The sequence below is a fragment of the Corynebacterium jeddahense genome (genome assembly GCF_028609865.1).
Classification (GTDB): Bacteria; Actinomycetota; Actinomycetes; order Mycobacteriales; family Mycobacteriaceae; genus Corynebacterium; species Corynebacterium jeddahense.
This window is the reverse complement of sequence record NZ_CP063194.1, coordinates 1,306,232-1,321,518: the sequence shown is the minus strand read 5'-3', so window position 1 is coordinate 1,321,518 and position 15,287 is coordinate 1,306,232. Positions and strand designations below refer to the sequence as shown.

Sequence of the window (15,287 nt, the reverse complement as noted above, 5' to 3'; positions counted from 1 at the left end):
CTAGGCTTGGGCACCATGCTTTCGATGAATGTTGAAGTGCCCTCCTCGAAGGGCCTCAAGATGGCGGGGACCATCGACCGGCCCGACGGCCCGGCGCAGGCCTACGCCATCTTCGCGCACTGCTTCGCCGGCTCGCGGCACACCCCGGGCGCCTCGCGCATTGCCAAGCGGCTCACCGAGCACGGCATTGCCACCCTCCGCTTCGATTTCCCCGGCCTGGGCCAGTCCGAGGGCGAGTTCAAGGACACCTCGTTCTCCGAGAACGTCGACGACATCGTCGCCGCCGCGCAGTGGCTCGAGGAGAACTACAAGGCCCCGCAGCTGCTCATGGGCCACTCCCTCGGCGGTGCCGCGGCGCTCAAGGCGGCGACGCGGCCGGAGCTGAAGAAGATGATCAAGGCCGTGGCCACCGTCGGCGCCCCCTTCGACCCTGCACACTCCGTGCTGCACTACGCCAACGCCATCGGCGAGGCGGACGCGAACGGCTCCGTGCCGGTCGTCCTCGGCGGGCGCGAGCTCATCATCTCCCGCGAGTTCTTGGAGGACCTCGCGGACACTAACCCGGAGGAGTACCTGCCCAAGCTGCGCAAGCCACTGCTGCTCGTGCACTCGCCTATCGACGTCACCGTCGGCATCGACAACGCCCAGAACATCTTCTCGCTCGCGCGCTACCCGAAGTCGCTCATGGCCCTGGACAAGGCGGATCACCTGCTCACCCGCCAGGGCACCGCGCAGCGCGCCGCCGACATCATCGGCTCGTGGGCGGTGCAGTACATCGAGCCGCTGTTCGAGCCCGCGAAGACGACGGACACCAACGCCGTGTCCTACTCCGCGCGCGGCACGAAGTACGGCGACGTCGTGCGCACCTCCGACGTGGCGATTACCACCGACCGTTCCAAGAACACCGGTGGCAAGGGCCAGGGCGTGACGTCAACCGGCCTTTACATGTCCGCGCTCGCGGTGAGCTGCTCGCAGGCCGTGCGCGAGGCGGCGAAGGGCATGAAGCTTGACGACGTCCGCGTGGAGGTCAACCACAACGGCGACGGCACTTTCACCCGCCTGATCACGCTGTACGGCGACCTCACCGACGAGCAGGTGGAGACCCTGCGCACCGCCGGCGCCTCCTCCACCGTCGACGGCTACGTGGCCAAGGACAACATCACCACCACCGCCGAGACCGCCTCGCTCGAGCGCCGCCGCCGCCAGAACCGCCTGCACCGCGCCGAGCGCCTGGGCAAGTAATGCCGACCAAGCTCTGCCCCTGCGGGCTTGGCCTGCCGTACGACGAGTGCTGCGGGCGCTACCTCTCCGGCGCCGCGAATGCCCCGACCGCGGAGGCGCTCATGCGGGCGCGCTACACCGCGTTCGTGCGCGGTAACGGCGACTTTGTCTCCGACACCTGGGCACCGGAGACCCGCCCAGCCGACCTGCGCGTCGACCCGGCCGGCGAGCCGTATACCGGGCTCACCGTGCTGAGCGCGCAGCGCGGCGGCCCGTTCGACGCGGAGGGCGTGGTCGAGTTCGCCGCCCACTACCCCGGAGGCGTGATGCGGGAGCGCTCCCGCTTCGAGCGCCGCGCCGGCCGCTGGGTCTACGTTTCCGGCGTACTCGGCTGACCTGCCGGTTTTGGGCACGCATCACAGTGCTGTAATATCTTCCGAGTTACCGCTTCTACCATTGGTAAAGCAGTAGCGGATCGGGCTGTGGCGCAGTTTGGTAGCGCACCATACTGGGGGTGTGGGGGTCGCAGGTTCAAATCCTGTCAGTCCGACAACATGCGCAAAACCCCCGGCCTGAGCTGGGGGTTTACGCGTTGATGCCGTCTTACGGCTTGAGGACGACCTTGATGCAGCCGTCCTGCTTCTTTTGGAACTTCTCATACATCGTGGGAGCCTCGTCGAGCGGCGCTGTGTGGGTGGTCAAATCGAGCACGCCGAGTGGATCGGACGGGTCGTCCACCAGCGGGAGAAGGTCATCGGTCCAGTTGCGCACGTTGCACTGGCCCATCCGCATCTGAATCTGCTTGTCAAACAGCGTCATCATCGGCATCGGGTCCTTCATCCCGCCGTACACGCCGCTCAGCGAGATGGTGCCGCCGCGTCGCACGGCTTCAATGGCGGTGTAGAGCGCGCTCATGCGGTCCACACCCGCATTCTCCATAGCGGCGCGGCCGAGCGGAGAAGGCAGCAGGCCAGTCGCGGCCTGGGCGATGCCTGCGACGGGAGACTCGTGAGCCTCCATGCCGACGGCGTCGAGGACGGAGTCGGGCCCGCGGCCGTCGGTAAGCTCGCGCAGCTTCTCGACGACCTCCTCGTCGCTGCCCTCGATGACCTCGATGCCGTGACGGGCTGCCATAGCGCGTCGCTCCGCGACGGGGTCGACGCCAATCACGCGGTAGCCGAAGTGTGCGCCGATACGCGTGGCCATCTGCCCGATCGGGCCAAGGCCGAGCACCGCGAGGGTGCCACCTTCAGGTACGTCGGCGTACTTGACGCCCTGCCAGGCGGTCGGCAGCACGTCGGAAAGGAAGAGAAAGCGCTCATCCTCGCCGACGCTGGGGATTTTGATGGGACCGTAGTCGGCGTGAGGGACGCGCAAGTACTCGGCCTGGCCGCCCGGAAGCGAACCGTACAGGCGCGAATAGCCGAGCAAGGTAGCTCCGTTGCCGTACTCGCGAACCTGCGTGGTCTCACACTGGGACTGAAGGCCGTGCTCGCACATGTAGCAGTGCCCGCAGGAAACGTTGAAGGGAACGACCACACGATCGCCAGGTTTCAGGTTGGTGACAGCGCTGCCAACTTCTTCGACGATGCCCATCGGCTCGTGGCCAATCACGTCGCCCTTGTCCATGAAGGGGACGAGAACCTCGTAGAGGTGGAGGTCTGAGCCGCAGATGGCGGTAGAGGTAACGCGGATGATGGCGTCGGTGGGTTCGATGATCTTCGGGTCTGGAACTTCCTCGACAGACACGGTCCGCTTGGCTTGCCAGGTTAGGGCTTTCATTGGGGGCCTTTCACTCGTATAAGGTGCACCATGCAATGAGGCACCATGTAATTCACGTTACATAAAACGCCATCTATTTGTCCCAAGCGTCACCGAAGAAAGAAAACGTTACATGCGTGTCGTCTCTTGAGTGAACGGGAGTTTACGAGTAGCAACTAGTCGATAGGTGCTACTCGGATCTGGTTGCCGTCTGGATCCGCGACGACGAACGTCGTTCCGAACACGTCCTGGTGGGGCTCTCGAATGACGTCAACCCCCTTGTCCGTCCAAGTCTTGAACAGTCCCATGACCTCTTCCGCGTTGACGTTGAGGCACACTTCAGTCGTCCGCGCCGGGGCGCCAGCAAGGGCCGCGGAGTTTCCGGTCCACAGTGCGAGAGCGACACCGTCCGCCAAAGCGAACGTCACGTAGCGGGGTGAAACAAAATCGGTTTCCAACTCCAGGAGGGCTGAGTAAAATTCGACCGATCTCTCGATGTCGGTCGCGTAAACGATGAAGACGATCTCGCGGTTCACTTGGGCACCCTTCCTTCTCGATACTTTGGGACCCACCACGTTACGCAAGCTGCCCCAACCCTGAGTCCGTCTCTATCGCACCATCCAGCAGCTACTCAAATATGACACAATACTGCTATGAACACGTCAAAAGTGAGTATCCGTAGAACTCCCCGCGCGGTTGAAGGCGGACTTATCGAGATCGGCGAAGATCTGCAGCGCTGGCGTCGCCTCAACCGTCTCACAATCGAGCAGGCTGCCTACCGCGCCGACGTGAGCGTGTCCACGTTGCGTCGCTTAGAGCAAGGTCACGGCGCGACGATGGAAAATTTCCTCAGGGTGTGCCGCGCGTTCCAGCTGCTCGACCGCGTAAAAGCTGCGGTTGATCCGATGGAACACGATCGCGGTCGGGCTTTGATTGAGCAGATGATTTAGCGATGGCACCCACGTCTATACACATCTGGACGGAGATCGGAGACCGCAAGCTCTCTGTCGCAACCTATTTTCCGCATCAACACGGAGGGACGCTCGAGTACGAAAAAGAGTGGATACAACATCCGGACGCGTACGAGATCAGCCCTGCGCTTCCCCTTCACAGCGGAAAGCAACCTCTTGTCTCTGATCGCGGGCATCTGCCCACCGCTCTTTCTGATTCTGCCCCGGATCGCTGGGGGCGATTGCTCATTCAAAAACAGTATGCGCGGCGGGGTGATCAGCCGTCCGAGGTCGACTACCTCCTCGGTGTGAATGATCGCCTTCGCTTAGGAGCGTTGCGTTTCGAAGTGAACGGGGTGACCCAATCGCCGAGCAGCCGGGTACCCAAAATTGTGAACCTCGCTGACATTGAGCGTGCCTCGCGCGCCGTTGAGGAGGGCGATGATGCAGTGGATGCCTTGAGACGCATCGCCGTTGCAGGATCCTCTCTGGGGGGCGCCCGTCCGAAAGCGACAGTCATCGATGACGAAGGCAAGCTGATGATGGCGAAGTTCTCGTCATCCGCGGACACTATTGACGCAGTTGCCTGGGAAAAGGTCTGTTTGGATATCGCAGAACTTGCGGGCATCACCACACCGAGGTCGAGACTTTTGGAGATAAACGGGCGGTCCGTATTGCTTCTGGAAAGGTTCGACCGAGCCTACGGTGAGGATGGAAGCGAAGCCCGTATCCCCTACATGTCCGCAATGACTCTGCTCAATCGTACGGACGGCGACCGTGCGTCCATGGTTGAGATCGCTGAGGAGCTTCGGCTGCTGAGCATCAATGGCGATTCCGCGGCTGAGCTTTTTAGCAGGACAGCGATCAACCTGCTGGTGGGCAACACCGATAACCACCTGCGAAACCACGGATTCATTCGCGTAGATGGCGCGTGGCGGCTCTCCCCCGTATTCGATATCACGCCCGCCACAACCAAAACCAATTTTGCCACTTCGGTGGACGTTATCGGCGACGATTCGGTAGAAACACTCATTGGTGCCGCGGGCTGGTTTGGCCTCAATGACGCTCAAGCCATCGAGCGACTCAGCCGCGCAGTTGACGCAGTGAAGCAATGGAAAGAGCTCGCACGCAGAAACCACATCGCCGTCGCCGAGGACAAACTGGTTGCGCCTGGTTTTGACGGAGGGCATCTGCAGCGAGCTCAACAGCTTATCCGCGAGCACCGCACCTAGGAAACAATATTTCCGTTCACGTCGTAGGTGTAGAAGCCCTGCCCCGCCTCCAGGCCAGTCTTGCCGGCGGCGATCATCGGCTCAAGGGTCTCCTTAACAAATTGCTTCTTCCAATCAGCGGCGTTCTCGTCGGACTGGATCACGGCGGCCAGGGTGCGCACACCGACGAGGTCCATGATCTCGAACGGGCCGCGCGGCGAGCCGGTGGAGTTGCGCCAGTCACGGTCGATGTCAACCGGTTCGGCGACGTCGTGGTGCAGCAGATACATACCAGCACTCAGGAGCGGCACCAGCAGGGTGTTCAGCACGTAGCCGGGCTGCTCGCGCTTAAGCGGGACCGGCACCATGTTAATCTGCTCTGCAAACTCGACGAGCTGGTCCACATACTTCGGGTCGGTGCCCTCGTGCGGCATCACCTCGGCGGTGTTCTGGATCCAGATGTGGTTGGCAAAGTGCAGCGCCAAGAAACGCTCCGGAGCGCCCGTCGCGTCTGCGAACTTGCTTGGCATGAGCGTGGAGGTGTTGGTGGCGAACACCGCGGTTTCCGGGGCGTACTGCCCCACCTCAGCCCATACCTTGCGCTTTAGCTCGAGGTTCTCCGGGATCGCCTCGATGACCAGGTCCGCGTTCGCCACCGCCTCCTTCAGGTCCGAGGTCTGCGTCAGGTTGGCGTGCGCTGCCGCGACGGTTTCGTCGTTGGCGGATTCGAGCTCCGCCTTCATCTGTTCACCGATGGCGTCGAAACGCTTCTTGCCGGCCGCGAGGGCCTCCTCGTTGATGTCGTAGGACACAACCTTCTTGCCCGCGAACGCAGAGCAAAAAGCGATCTGCGCGCCCAGGACACCTGCACCAAGTACTGTTACGTTATTCAATGTCATAACAGTCACATTACTCCTCTTTGCGTGACTTTGATGATTCTTTCAATGTGAACTTCTACTCCTTAAACCGCTCCACCGGCGCCAAACCGGTGGCCGCCCGCCGGCCCAGTTCCACGTAGTACGCCGCGTGGCGCAACCTCGCCTCGTAGGTGTCCGGATCGAGCGTGCGCTTCACTTTAGCGGGCACGCCGGCCGCCAGAGAGAACTCCGGCAGCTGCTGTCCTTCGAGCACCACTGCCCCGCCCGCCACGATGCTGCCCTTGCCCACGCGGGACCTCGACAGCACCGTCGCGCTCATGCCGATGAGGCAGCCGGGCCCGACGTGGCAGCCGTGGACCATGGCGAGGTGGCCGACGGTGACGTCGTCGTCAAGCAGTGTCTCCCCGTTCGTGTCCACGTGGAGCACGGAGCCGTCCTGGACGTTGACGCGGGCGCCGAGGCGGATCGCGCCGACGTCGCCGCGGATGACCACGCCGGGCCAGATGTTGGCGTCCTCGCCGATGGTGACGTCGCCGATGATGGTCGCGTCTTCTGCGATGAACGCCGAGGGGTGGATGGTGGGGGCCTTGCCTTCGAAGCTGTAGATCATGGGGCCCATTGTGCCCGCGTGGCTAAGCGCGGTCGACGCCGAAGAACTTCAGCAGGGCGTCGGTGGCGAAGCCGGCCGGCACGAGGCCGGAGTTGTCGGACGCGCCGCCCGGCCAGATGTGCCCACCGCCGGCGATGCGGTAGTGGCTCAGCGCCGCGTCGCAGCCGACCCAGTCCACCTCCGTCACCGTCGCGGAGACCTCGACGTCCTCGCCGCGCGCGTCGCAATGGTTGCGCACCGCGGCCTCCTCGAGCATCTCCGCGGTGGAGTCGTAGACCGTCTCGTGGCGCTCGCCGCCGTTGTAGGCGATGACAGGGTCGGCGGTGCCGTGGAAGTCGATGTGCTTCATCGGGATCTGGGAGCACCCCTCCGAAACGCGCTGGTAGAACGCGCCGGCGACGGTGGCGATGCCGGTGAACTCCTGCGGCCGCTGGCACCCGACGAAGGAGGCGAACCCGCCCCCGTTGGAGAACCCGGCGGCAAACACGCGCGCCCGGTCGATGGAGAACTCCCCCTCCAGCTGCGCGACCACCCCGTCCACGAACGCGAGGTCCTGCTCCCCCGTCGTCGTCGCGTACGGGGCCGGCGCCCACGCGTTGCCCACGCCGTTGAGGTAGGCGACCACGGCGTCCGCGCCGTCCAGCCCGGAGTTGGCGCGCAGCTTGTCGGCGTCCTCGCGGTAGCCGTGGAAGGCGAGGATGAGCGGCAGGCGCTCGCGCTGCTTCGCGCCCTGCGGCAGCGAGAGGACAAAGTCGCGCTTCATCCCCGCAGACACAATGGTGCGGTGCTCGGACGACGCCGCGTCCCACGGCTCGAGCTCGCGCACGGAGTCCTCCAACGTCGGCGCCGACGACGTCATCGCGACCGGGAGCCGGCGCCCGTCCGCGGAGCACCCGGCTGCGACGAAGCATCCCGCCACCGCTGCCGCGGCGAGCGCCCTCCGCAGATGCTCTCGTGTACACACGCAAGGTAGATTAACTGATCATGCACGTCGGCGGAACACAACCGGGCCCCAGCAGGAAGTCCGGCCCGGCCTTCCGCGACCGGGCCCACCGCACGCAGGCGGCCGCCGCGTTCGTCCGCGACGCGCACCGCTACGACGTCGCCCGCCCCACCTACCCCGCGGCCGTCGCGGAGCTGCTCGCCGGGTGCGGCGAGGTGTGCGACGCCGGCGCAGGCACCGGCAAGCTCACGCAGTTGCTTCACGACGTCGCTCGCGCCACCTACGCCTTCGACCCCAGCGCCGACATGGTCCGCGTCCTGCGCGCGCAGCTTCCCGACGTCCCCGTGTGGCGGGCCACCGCCGAGGCGACCGGGCTGCGTGGCGGCGCGGTCGACGCGCTGGCCTGCGCGCAGACCTGGCACTGGGTCGACGCGGAGGCGGCCAGCCGCGAGGCCGACCGGGTTGTGCGCGACGGCGGCGCGCTCCTGCTGTGCTGGAACACGCTTGCCGTGCGCCACCCGTGGGTGCTGCGGCTGAGCCGCATCATGCACTCCGGCGACGTGCAGCGCGAGGGGTTCTACCCCACCGTCGCCGCCCCGTGGCGCCTCGAGACCGAGCTGCGCGAGGAATGGGTGCAGATGATCGCCGTCGAGGACTGCTTCGAGCTCATGGCCACGCGCTCCTACTGGCTCAAGGCGGGCGAGGCGACCCGCGCAAAGATGGAGGCGAACCTCACCTGGTACCTCTACGAGCGTCTCGGCTTCGAGCGCGGGCAGGTGATCCCCCTGCCGTACCGCACGGACGCGTTCGTCTACCGGCGCTAGCCCAGTTACCGGCGCGAATCGAGGCCGAAGAACTCGAGGATCTCCGCCGTAGCGTCGACGCCGCGCCGGGCCGCACCCGAACCCGTCGGCCACTCGTGCCCCATCCCCTCGACTCGGCGCAGCGTGGCTGGCCGCCGACGGCGATCTCGCGCGTGCGCATGGCTACCTGCCGGTCACTTGCGCCCGCGGCGCTCGCGCACGCGCACCGCGATGCGCACCGGAGTGCCGTGGTAGCCGAACTGCTCGCGGAACTTGCGCTCGAGGTAGCGGCGGTAGCCCGCGTCGAGGAAGCCGGTGGTAAACAGCACGATTGTCGGCGGGCGCGTCGACGCCATCGTGGCGAAGAGGAGCTTCGGCAGGCGGTTGTTCTTCATCGGCGGCGGGTTCGCCGCGATGGCCTCGCGCAGCCAGTTGTTGAGCTGGCCGGTGGAGACGCGCTTGTCCCAGTTCTCCAGCGCCTCCTTCATCGCCGGCTCGAGGCGGTGCAGGCCGCGGCCGGTGTCGGCGGAGATATTCAGCTTGGTCACCCACTTGAGCTGCCCCATCGTCTCGTCGAACTCGCGGTCGAAGTCGTAGCGGCGATCCTCGTCCATGAGGTCCCACTTGTTGAAGCAGATGACCATCGCCTTGCCGGCCTCGAGCACCATGGAGATGACGCGCTGGTCTTGCTCGGAGATCTCCTGGGAGGCGTCGATAAGCACGACGCACACCTCGGCCGCCTCGATCGTGCCGCGGGTGCGCAGCGACGCGTAGTACTCGTGGCCCTGCGCGTTCTTCACCTTCTTGCGCAGGCCGGCGGTGTCGATGAAGGTCCAGAGGTCCTCGTCGAGCTGGACGAGCTCGTCGACCGGGTCGACCGTCGTGCCGGCGACGTTGTCCACCACGGAACGATTCGACTTCGTCAGCTTGTTCAGCAGGCTCGACTTGCCCACGTTCGGCCGGCCCACGAGCGCGACGCGGCGCGGGCCGCCCGTGATGGAGTCCTTTGCGCGGGGCACCTCCGGGAAGAGCCGGAGGATCTCGTCGAGCACGTCAGCGCCGCCGCGGCCGTGCAGCGCCGAGACCGGCCACGGGTCGCCCAGGCCGAGGGAGTAGAACTCCGCGACGTCGCCCCACTGGCTGTCCGACTCGAACTTGTTGGCCACGAGGATCACCGGCACCTCGGAGCGCTGCAGGTTGCGCGCCATGACGGCGTCGGTTTCCGTGATGCCGGTCTTCGCGTCCACGACCATGACGATGACGTCGGAGGTGGCCATCGCGGCCTCGGACTGGCGCGCGATGGCGGCGTGGATGCCCTTCGCGTCCGGGTCCCAGCCGCCGGTGTCTTGCACCCAGAAGCGGCGTCCGCCCCAGTCGGTGATGTAGCTGACGCGGTCGCGCGTCACGCCGGGGTGGTCCTCCACGACGGCCTCGCGGCGGCCGATGAAGCGGTTGACCAGCGTGGATTTGCCCACGTTCGGGCGGCCGACGACGGAGACCGTCGGCAGCGCCTCGGTGACCATGGCGGGCTGGATAATGCCGTACTCGGCCTCGAGCGCGGCCCAGTCCTCGTCCGTATAGTCGTCGGCGTCCTCGGCCTCGTCATCGAATTCGTCGCCGTAGTCGGCCTCGCCGAACTCGGAATCGTCGAACTCGTCTGCGTCGAACTCGTCTGCGTCGAACTCGTCTGCGTCGAAGTCGTCTGCGTCGAAGTCGGCGTCCTCGTAGTACTCCGCGCTGTCGGCGCCGACCTCGTAGGCCTCCATTTCCTCGTAGCCCGAGGCGTCGATGCCCGGCTGGATGAACTGGGTCTCCGGCTCGCGGTCCTCGCGATTGTCCTGCGTGCTCATCGCGCACTCCTCTCCACCACAGCGGTCAGCGCGGCGAGTACTTCGTCCGGGGTCATCGCGGACGTATCGACGAGCTCCGCGTCCTCCGCCGGCTTCAGCGGGCTGGTGGCGCGGGAGGAGTCCGCCTCGTCCCGGCGCTTCACGTCGGCGAGCACCACGTCGAAATCGGCCTCGCGGCCAGCGGCGACGTCCTGGTCGTAGCGGCGCTTCGCGCGGACCTCCGGGCTCGCCGTCATGAACACCTTCGCCGGCGCGTTGGGCAGCACGACGGTGCCAATGTCGCGGCCCTCCACGATCGCCCTGCCCGCCTCGCGCGCCAGCTTGCGCTGCAGTTCGACGAGGTTCACGCGAACCTCCGGGATCGCGGAAACCGCGGAGACGTGGCGGGTGACCTCCGGGCCGCGGATCTCGCCCTTGACGTCCTCGCCCGCCAGCAGAACCTGGGTCGAATCCGGGTCGTCCGAGACCTCCAGCGGCAGGTCCGCCGTCGCTTCGATCACCGCGGCCGTATCGGCTGGGTCGATGCCGGCGCGCAGCACGGCGAGTGTGGCCACGCGGTACATCGCGCCGGTGTCCACATACTTCGCGTCGAGGCGCTTGGCCAGCGCGCGGCACATGGTGGACTTGCCGGTCCCCGAAGGCCCGTCGACAGTGAGGATGAGCCCGCCGTCGGGCAGGTTGGAAAGCGTTGCGTCAGCCATCACATCTCCACCGCCTTGTACAGCGAGGCGAGTTCAGAGGAGTTGAGCGCGCGCATCGAACCCGGCTTCATGTCACCGAGCTGGACGGTGTGGAACTTCGTGCGCACGAGCCGCTGCACCGGGTAGCCCGCCTCCTTGAGCAGGCGGCGCACGATGTGCTTGCGGCCCTCGTGCAGCTCGACGCGGACGATGGACTGGCCGTTGTGCACGTCCACGATCTGGGCGTAGTCGACCTTGGCGGGGCCGTCGTCAAGCTCGATGCCCTCCTTGAGCTGCTTGACCAGCGCGTTGTTCGCCTCGCCGAGCACGGTGGCCAGGTAGGTCTTGGACACCTCGTACTTCGGGTGCATGAGGCGGTTGGCCAGCTCCCCGTCGTTGGTGAGCAGGAGCAGGCCCTCCGTGTCGGCGTCGAGGCGGCCGACGTGGAAGAGGCGCTGGCCCGCGGCGGTGCGCTCGGAGAGGTAGGAGCCGACGGAGGTGCGGTCGAGCTCGTCCTTCATCGTCGAGTGCACGCCGCGCGGCTTGTTGAACGCGAAGTACTCGTGCTCCTCGTTGACGTTGATGCGCGCGCCGTCGACGCGGATGACGTCCACGTTCGGGTTCACGCGCATGCCTTGGCGGGTGACAATCTCGCCGTTGACCTCCACGCGGCCCTGGTCGATCATCGCCTCCGCGTGGCGCCGGGAGGCGACGCCTGCCTGGGCGAGCACCTTCTGCAGGCGCACGCCCTCGTTGCCCGCGGGCGCGTCGTCCCACCAGTTGTCTTCCAGCGGGTGCTCGTCGTGCTGCTTGGCGGCGTCGGCCTTGCGCTTTTGCAGGTTAACGTGCTGTTTCTTGGCCGGCTTGGCGTACGAGATGTAGAACGGATCGTCCTTCTCGTGCCTGTCCGGTGTGCCGTCTCGGCGAGCGGGAGGTGTCATGGGGCCACAGCCTACCAGGCGTCCTCGATGGAATCGATGTCCGGAAGCAGCGGCGCGAGCTCGGGCAGCCGGTCGAGCGAGTCGATGCCGAGCAGCTCGAGGAACAACTCGGTGGTGACGTAGCGGTGCGCGCCGTGCGCCGCCTCGTCGCCCTCGGCCCCCTCGGAGCCTTCCGGGTCCACCTCCGCGATGAGCCCGCGCAGCGCGAGCGTGCGCATCACCCCGTCGACGTTCACCCCGCGCACGCCCGCGACCTGGGCGCGCGTCACCGGCTGCCGGTACGCCACCACCGCGAGCGTCTCCATCGCGGCGCGCGAGAGCTTCTTCTGGGTGCCGTCGAGGAGGAACGCCTCCACGGCGTCCGCGTTCTCGGTGCGGGTGTACAGCCGCCACCCCTCAGCGGTCTCGCGCAGATCCATGCCGCTGCCGCGCGCGTCGAGCTCCGCGCTCCACGCGCGCAGCACATCGGACACCTCGCGTATCGACGCCCCAAGGGCCCCCGCCAGCGCCTCCACCTCCACCGGTGCGTCGACGACGAGCAGCACCGACTCGATGCGCGAGCGCAGCTGGGACACCATCGGCATGTTCTCCATGACGAGGCAGTCTATCGCGGTGCCTACTCCCAGTTCGCCGCGGCGACGACGGCCGGGTCCACGTTGAGGCCCGTCCAGGCGACGTCGAGACGCCCGAGCGCCTCGGGCTGTTCCGCCTCCACCGCGCGCGCCTTGTAGAGCTCGAGTAGCGCGAGGAACCGGCCGACGACCTCCATCGACCGCGTGCAGTCGCGGGTGAGTGCGGCGAACGTGAGCCACGCCCCGGTGCCGGCGAGCTTAAGCGTGTCCAGGATCTTGCCCGCCTGCTCCGGCACAGACACCGCGACGGCGTGGAGGTGGTCGGTGCGCACGTCCTCGGGGGGCTTCGGGCGGAACACGCTGGCGGCGAGCTCCGCGAAGCTCGCCGGCGTGTGGCCGAGCTCCACCGGTGGGAGCAGGTCGGCGAAGCGCGGCTCCATGGCCACGGCGCGCGGGTAGCGGCGCAACGCGTGCTGCTGCCAGTGCGCGAACTGGTCCGCCACCTGCTGGTAGGCGCGGTACTGCAGGAGGCGAGCGAAGAGGAGGTCGCGGGCCTCGAGCAGCTCGAGGTCCTCGATCTCGCTGCCGTCGTTGCCGGGCAGCAGGCGCGCCGTCTTAAGGTCGAGCAGCGTCGCGGCGACCACGAGGAACTCCGTCACCTCGTCGAGGGCCTGCGTCTCGCCGAGCGCGCGGGTGTAGGCGATGAACTCGTCCGTCACCTCGGCGAGCGCGACCTCGGTGACGTCGAGCTTCCTCGACTGGATGAGACTGAGCAAGAGGTCGAACGGGCCCTCGAAGTTGGCCAGCGCGAGGGTGAACCCGGTGATCTCGGGCTGCTCGTAGCGGTCCGCCACTAGCTGGTGCGCTCCAACACCTCAAGCGCGAGGTCGCGGTACTGCTTGGCGCCCTGGGAGTTCGGGGCCCAGGTGATGATCGGCTCGCCGGCGACCGAGGTTTCCGGGAACCGGACGGTGCGGGTGATCACGGTGTCGAAGACACGGTCGCCGAAGACCTCCACCACCCGCTCCATCACCTCGCGGGCGTGCGTGGTGCGGCGGTCGAACATGGTGACCAGGATGCCCACGATGTCGAGGTCGAAGTTGATGCGGTCGCGCACCTTCTCCACCGTGTTCGTGAGCAACGCGAGGCCGCGCAGGGAGAAGTATTCGCACTCCATCGGGATGATCACGCCGTGCGAGCACGCCAGCGCGTTGACCGTGAGCAGGCCGAGCGACGGGCCGCAGTCGAGGATGATGAAGTCGTACTCGCCGCGCACCGGTCGCAGCGCGCGGGCCAAAGTATGCTCGCGGCCCACCTCGTTGACCAGCTGGATCTCCGCCGCCGAGAGGTCGATGTTCGCGGGCACGAGGTCGAGCCCGCTCACGTTCGTGGGGTTGATCGCGGCGTGGATGCTCGCGGTGGTGTCGAAGAGTAGATCGTAGACGGTGACCTGGTCCTCGCTCGCCGCCACGCCGAGGCCGGCGGAAAGCGCGCCCTGCGGGTCGAGGTCCACGAGCAGCACCTTGCGCCCCTGCTCAGCCAGGCAGGCGCCGAGGTTGATCGTCGAGGTGGTCTTGCCCACCCCGCCCTTCTGGTTCACCATCGAGATGACGGTGGCGGGCCCGTGCTTGTCCAGCTCCTTCGGCTGCGCGAACTCGCGCCACGGCCGCCCGGTCAGAAACGTCTTCTGATCCGCCGCGTCAAACAACGCCTCGTCCGCCATGGCCGACCCTTCCCTTAGATCACGTCTTACACCTTGACTGCGGCCATCTTACAACGGTGTGATTACCCCGTCACGCCACCTGACCGCGCCGGCGGCGTCGCAGCAGCGCGATGAGGAGCGCAAGCGCAGCGAGGAGCGCCACGCCCGCCACCATCAAGGGGACGATATTGCGTGACGACGACCCTCCGGCGTCAACCCTCTCCCCTTGACGCGGCGCGTAGTCCGAGTCCGCCGCAGCCTGCTCGACGGGCGCGTTCGTCGCCGTAATGGTGGCAATGAACTCGGCGTTGCCGTCGCGCACGACCTCCATGATGAACGGGTTGTCGGGCGTCTCTCCCTCCGGGTACGTGAGCGTGAGCGTGCGCCCGGCAATATCGATGTCGCGCTTGACCCCCTCGATGACGTTGCCGTTGACGTCGAGGTAGCGCAGCGTCGCGTGCTCCTTGTCGTAGTTCGCGTACTGCATGAGGTCCTTGGCCTTGGACCACGGCACCTTGACCACGATCTCGTTGCCGCGGATCTCGCCGTCGAAGTACAGCCGCTTCGCCGAAGTCGTATCGACGTGCTCCGCCTGCCGCCGCTCCGGGTGCTCCACCGCCACAGCACCCGAGCCTGCGCCCGTCCCTGCGCCCGAGCCGGCGCCCGAGCCGGCCTCGCTGCCCTGCGTGCCTGTGTCTGGCGCGCTCTTTTCTTGCGTACCGGCGTCCTGCGCGCCGCCCTTGGCGCCCGCACCGCCCGCGCCCTTTGTACCTTCCGCGCCGACGGCGACCAAGTTCACGGTCGTGGAGAACCCACCCGCGGACGCCGGCACGGCCGCGGACGCGCCCGGGCGGTCGGGCGCCGTGACGGTCACCGACGTCCCGGAGGAGCTGACCACCCAGCCGTCCGCAGCGTAGTTGACGTCGACGGGCACACCGACGTCGACGGTCGTGCTCTCCCCGGCGGGTACGGAGATCTCCGACGGGATCATCGACTGGACTGCCTCGGGGTTGAGCCCTCCAGGCAGCTGCGCCTGCGCGGCGGGCGCCCCGCCGGCAGCGGCGAGCGCCACCGCAGCCGCCGCGGCGGCAACAGCGAGCCCAGGGGCTCGGCGGGCGGTGTGGTTACGTCGTGCGAAAGCCAAGGCAGGCAATCCTTTCGTTCG

The 15,287-nt window shown here is 66.7% G+C and carries 17 protein-coding genes and 1 tRNA gene; 6 read left to right on the top strand and 12 right to left on the bottom strand.

Translation table 11 applies throughout. From position 1 onward, the window contains the following. Positions 1–15 precede the first annotated feature (15 nt). The 3 genes from CJEDD_RS06460 to CJEDD_RS06450 all read left to right on the top strand — a co-directional run bounded on the left by CJEDD_RS06460 (position 16) and on the right by CJEDD_RS06450 (position 1,771). The gene (locus CJEDD_RS06460) at positions 16–1,242 is read left to right on the top strand and encodes a bifunctional alpha/beta hydrolase/OsmC family protein (RefSeq protein ID WP_273657440.1); all 1,227 of its coding nucleotides are present in this window, start codon (positions 16–18) and stop codon (positions 1,240–1,242) included. Continuing rightward, positions 1,242–1,616 carry a YchJ family protein gene (locus tag CJEDD_RS06455; RefSeq protein ID WP_042409422.1) on the top strand — a complete coding sequence of 125 codons (375 nt, stop codon included), beginning with the start codon at positions 1,242–1,244 and terminating at the stop codon, positions 1,614–1,616. Before CJEDD_RS06460 ends, CJEDD_RS06455 begins: the two co-directional genes overlap by 1 nt. 81 nt (positions 1,617–1,697) lie before the next feature. After that, positions 1,698–1,771: transfer RNA gene (locus tag CJEDD_RS06450), tRNA-Pro, on the top strand. Positions 1,772–1,824: 53 nt separating this feature from the next. On the opposite strand, the gene CJEDD_RS06445 is transcribed toward CJEDD_RS06450, so the two are convergent. Then, positions 1,825–3,003, bottom strand: a complete 1,179-nt coding sequence (locus CJEDD_RS06445) for a zinc-dependent alcohol dehydrogenase (protein ID WP_042409426.1) — start codon at positions 3,001–3,003, stop codon at positions 1,825–1,827. A 155-nt stretch (positions 3,004–3,158) separates the two neighbouring features. After that, positions 3,159–3,518 carry a VOC family protein gene (locus tag CJEDD_RS06440; RefSeq protein ID WP_042409429.1) on the bottom strand — a complete coding sequence of 120 codons (360 nt, stop codon included), beginning with the start codon at positions 3,516–3,518 and terminating at the stop codon, positions 3,159–3,161. Between the two features lie 117 nt (positions 3,519–3,635). On the opposite strand from CJEDD_RS06440, the gene CJEDD_RS06435 reads away from it, so the two are divergent. Both CJEDD_RS06435 and CJEDD_RS06430 read left to right on the top strand, forming a co-directional pair. Continuing rightward, positions 3,636–3,932 carry a helix-turn-helix domain-containing protein gene (locus tag CJEDD_RS06435; protein ID WP_052333856.1) on the top strand — a complete coding sequence of 99 codons (297 nt, stop codon included), beginning with the start codon at positions 3,636–3,638 and terminating at the stop codon, positions 3,930–3,932. 2 nt (positions 3,933–3,934) lie between these two features. Beyond that, complete coding sequence (locus CJEDD_RS06430) at positions 3,935–5,164, top strand: type II toxin-antitoxin system HipA family toxin (protein WP_042409431.1); 1,230 nt, start codon at positions 3,935–3,937, stop codon at positions 5,162–5,164. On the opposite strand, the gene CJEDD_RS06425 is transcribed toward CJEDD_RS06430, so the two are convergent. From CJEDD_RS06425 to CJEDD_RS06415, 3 genes are read right to left on the bottom strand one after another with little or no spacing between them, the layout of a single operon-like run. Then, a complete protein-coding gene (locus CJEDD_RS06425) occupies positions 5,161–6,042 on the bottom strand; it encodes a 3-hydroxyacyl-CoA dehydrogenase (protein ID WP_042409433.1) in 882 nt (293 codons plus the stop codon). The genes CJEDD_RS06430 and CJEDD_RS06425 overlap by 4 nt on opposite strands. 55 nt (positions 6,043–6,097) lie before the next feature. Beyond that, complete coding sequence (locus CJEDD_RS06420) at positions 6,098–6,631, bottom strand: gamma carbonic anhydrase family protein (protein ID WP_042409435.1); 534 nt, start codon at positions 6,629–6,631, stop codon at positions 6,098–6,100. A 22-nt stretch (positions 6,632–6,653) separates the two neighbouring features. Next, the gene (locus tag CJEDD_RS06415) at positions 6,654–7,595 is read right to left on the bottom strand and encodes a CE1 family esterase (RefSeq protein ID WP_157034523.1); all 942 of its coding nucleotides are present in this window, start codon (positions 7,593–7,595) and stop codon (positions 6,654–6,656) included. Between the two features lie 20 nt (positions 7,596–7,615). Between CJEDD_RS06415 and CJEDD_RS06410 the strand changes: the two genes are divergently transcribed. Further along, positions 7,616–8,398 (top strand): class I SAM-dependent methyltransferase, encoded by a 783-nt coding sequence (locus tag CJEDD_RS06410; RefSeq protein ID WP_042409437.1) that lies wholly within the window; start codon positions 7,616–7,618, stop codon positions 8,396–8,398. Between the two features lie 173 nt (positions 8,399–8,571). On the opposite strand, the gene der is transcribed toward CJEDD_RS06410, so the two are convergent. The 7 genes from der to CJEDD_RS06375 form a co-directional block, all read right to left on the bottom strand. Beyond that, positions 8,572–10,227 carry a ribosome biogenesis GTPase Der gene (der, locus tag CJEDD_RS06405; RefSeq protein ID WP_042406993.1) on the bottom strand — a complete coding sequence of 552 codons (1,656 nt, stop codon included), beginning with the start codon at positions 10,225–10,227 and terminating at the stop codon, positions 8,572–8,574. Next, on the bottom strand, positions 10,224–10,928 hold the full coding sequence (gene cmk / locus CJEDD_RS06400; RefSeq protein WP_042406991.1) for a (d)CMP kinase: 705 nt from the start codon (positions 10,926–10,928) through the stop codon (positions 10,224–10,226). Before cmk ends, der begins: the two co-directional genes overlap by 4 nt. After that, a complete protein-coding gene (locus CJEDD_RS06395; RefSeq protein ID WP_042406988.1) occupies positions 10,928–11,848 on the bottom strand; it encodes a pseudouridine synthase in 921 nt (306 codons plus the stop codon). The genes cmk and CJEDD_RS06395 overlap by 1 nt, the downstream gene beginning before the upstream one ends. Before the next feature lie 11 nt (positions 11,849–11,859). Then, entirely contained in the window at positions 11,860–12,441 is a 582-nt protein-coding gene (gene scpB, locus CJEDD_RS06390; RefSeq protein ID WP_042406986.1) for an SMC-Scp complex subunit ScpB, read from the bottom strand. A gap of 23 nt (positions 12,442–12,464) precedes the next feature. Beyond that, on the bottom strand, positions 12,465–13,274 hold the full coding sequence (locus tag CJEDD_RS06385; RefSeq protein WP_042406983.1) for a segregation and condensation protein A: 810 nt from the start codon (positions 13,272–13,274) through the stop codon (positions 12,465–12,467). Then, positions 13,274–14,143, bottom strand: a complete 870-nt coding sequence (locus tag CJEDD_RS06380) for a ParA family protein (RefSeq protein ID WP_042406980.1) — start codon at positions 14,141–14,143, stop codon at positions 13,274–13,276. The genes CJEDD_RS06385 and CJEDD_RS06380 overlap by 1 nt, the downstream gene beginning before the upstream one ends. 70 nt (positions 14,144–14,213) lie before the next feature. Further along, entirely contained in the window at positions 14,214–15,266 is a 1,053-nt protein-coding gene (locus CJEDD_RS06375) for a hypothetical protein (RefSeq protein WP_198132988.1), read from the bottom strand. Positions 15,267–15,287: the final 21 nt, after the last annotated feature.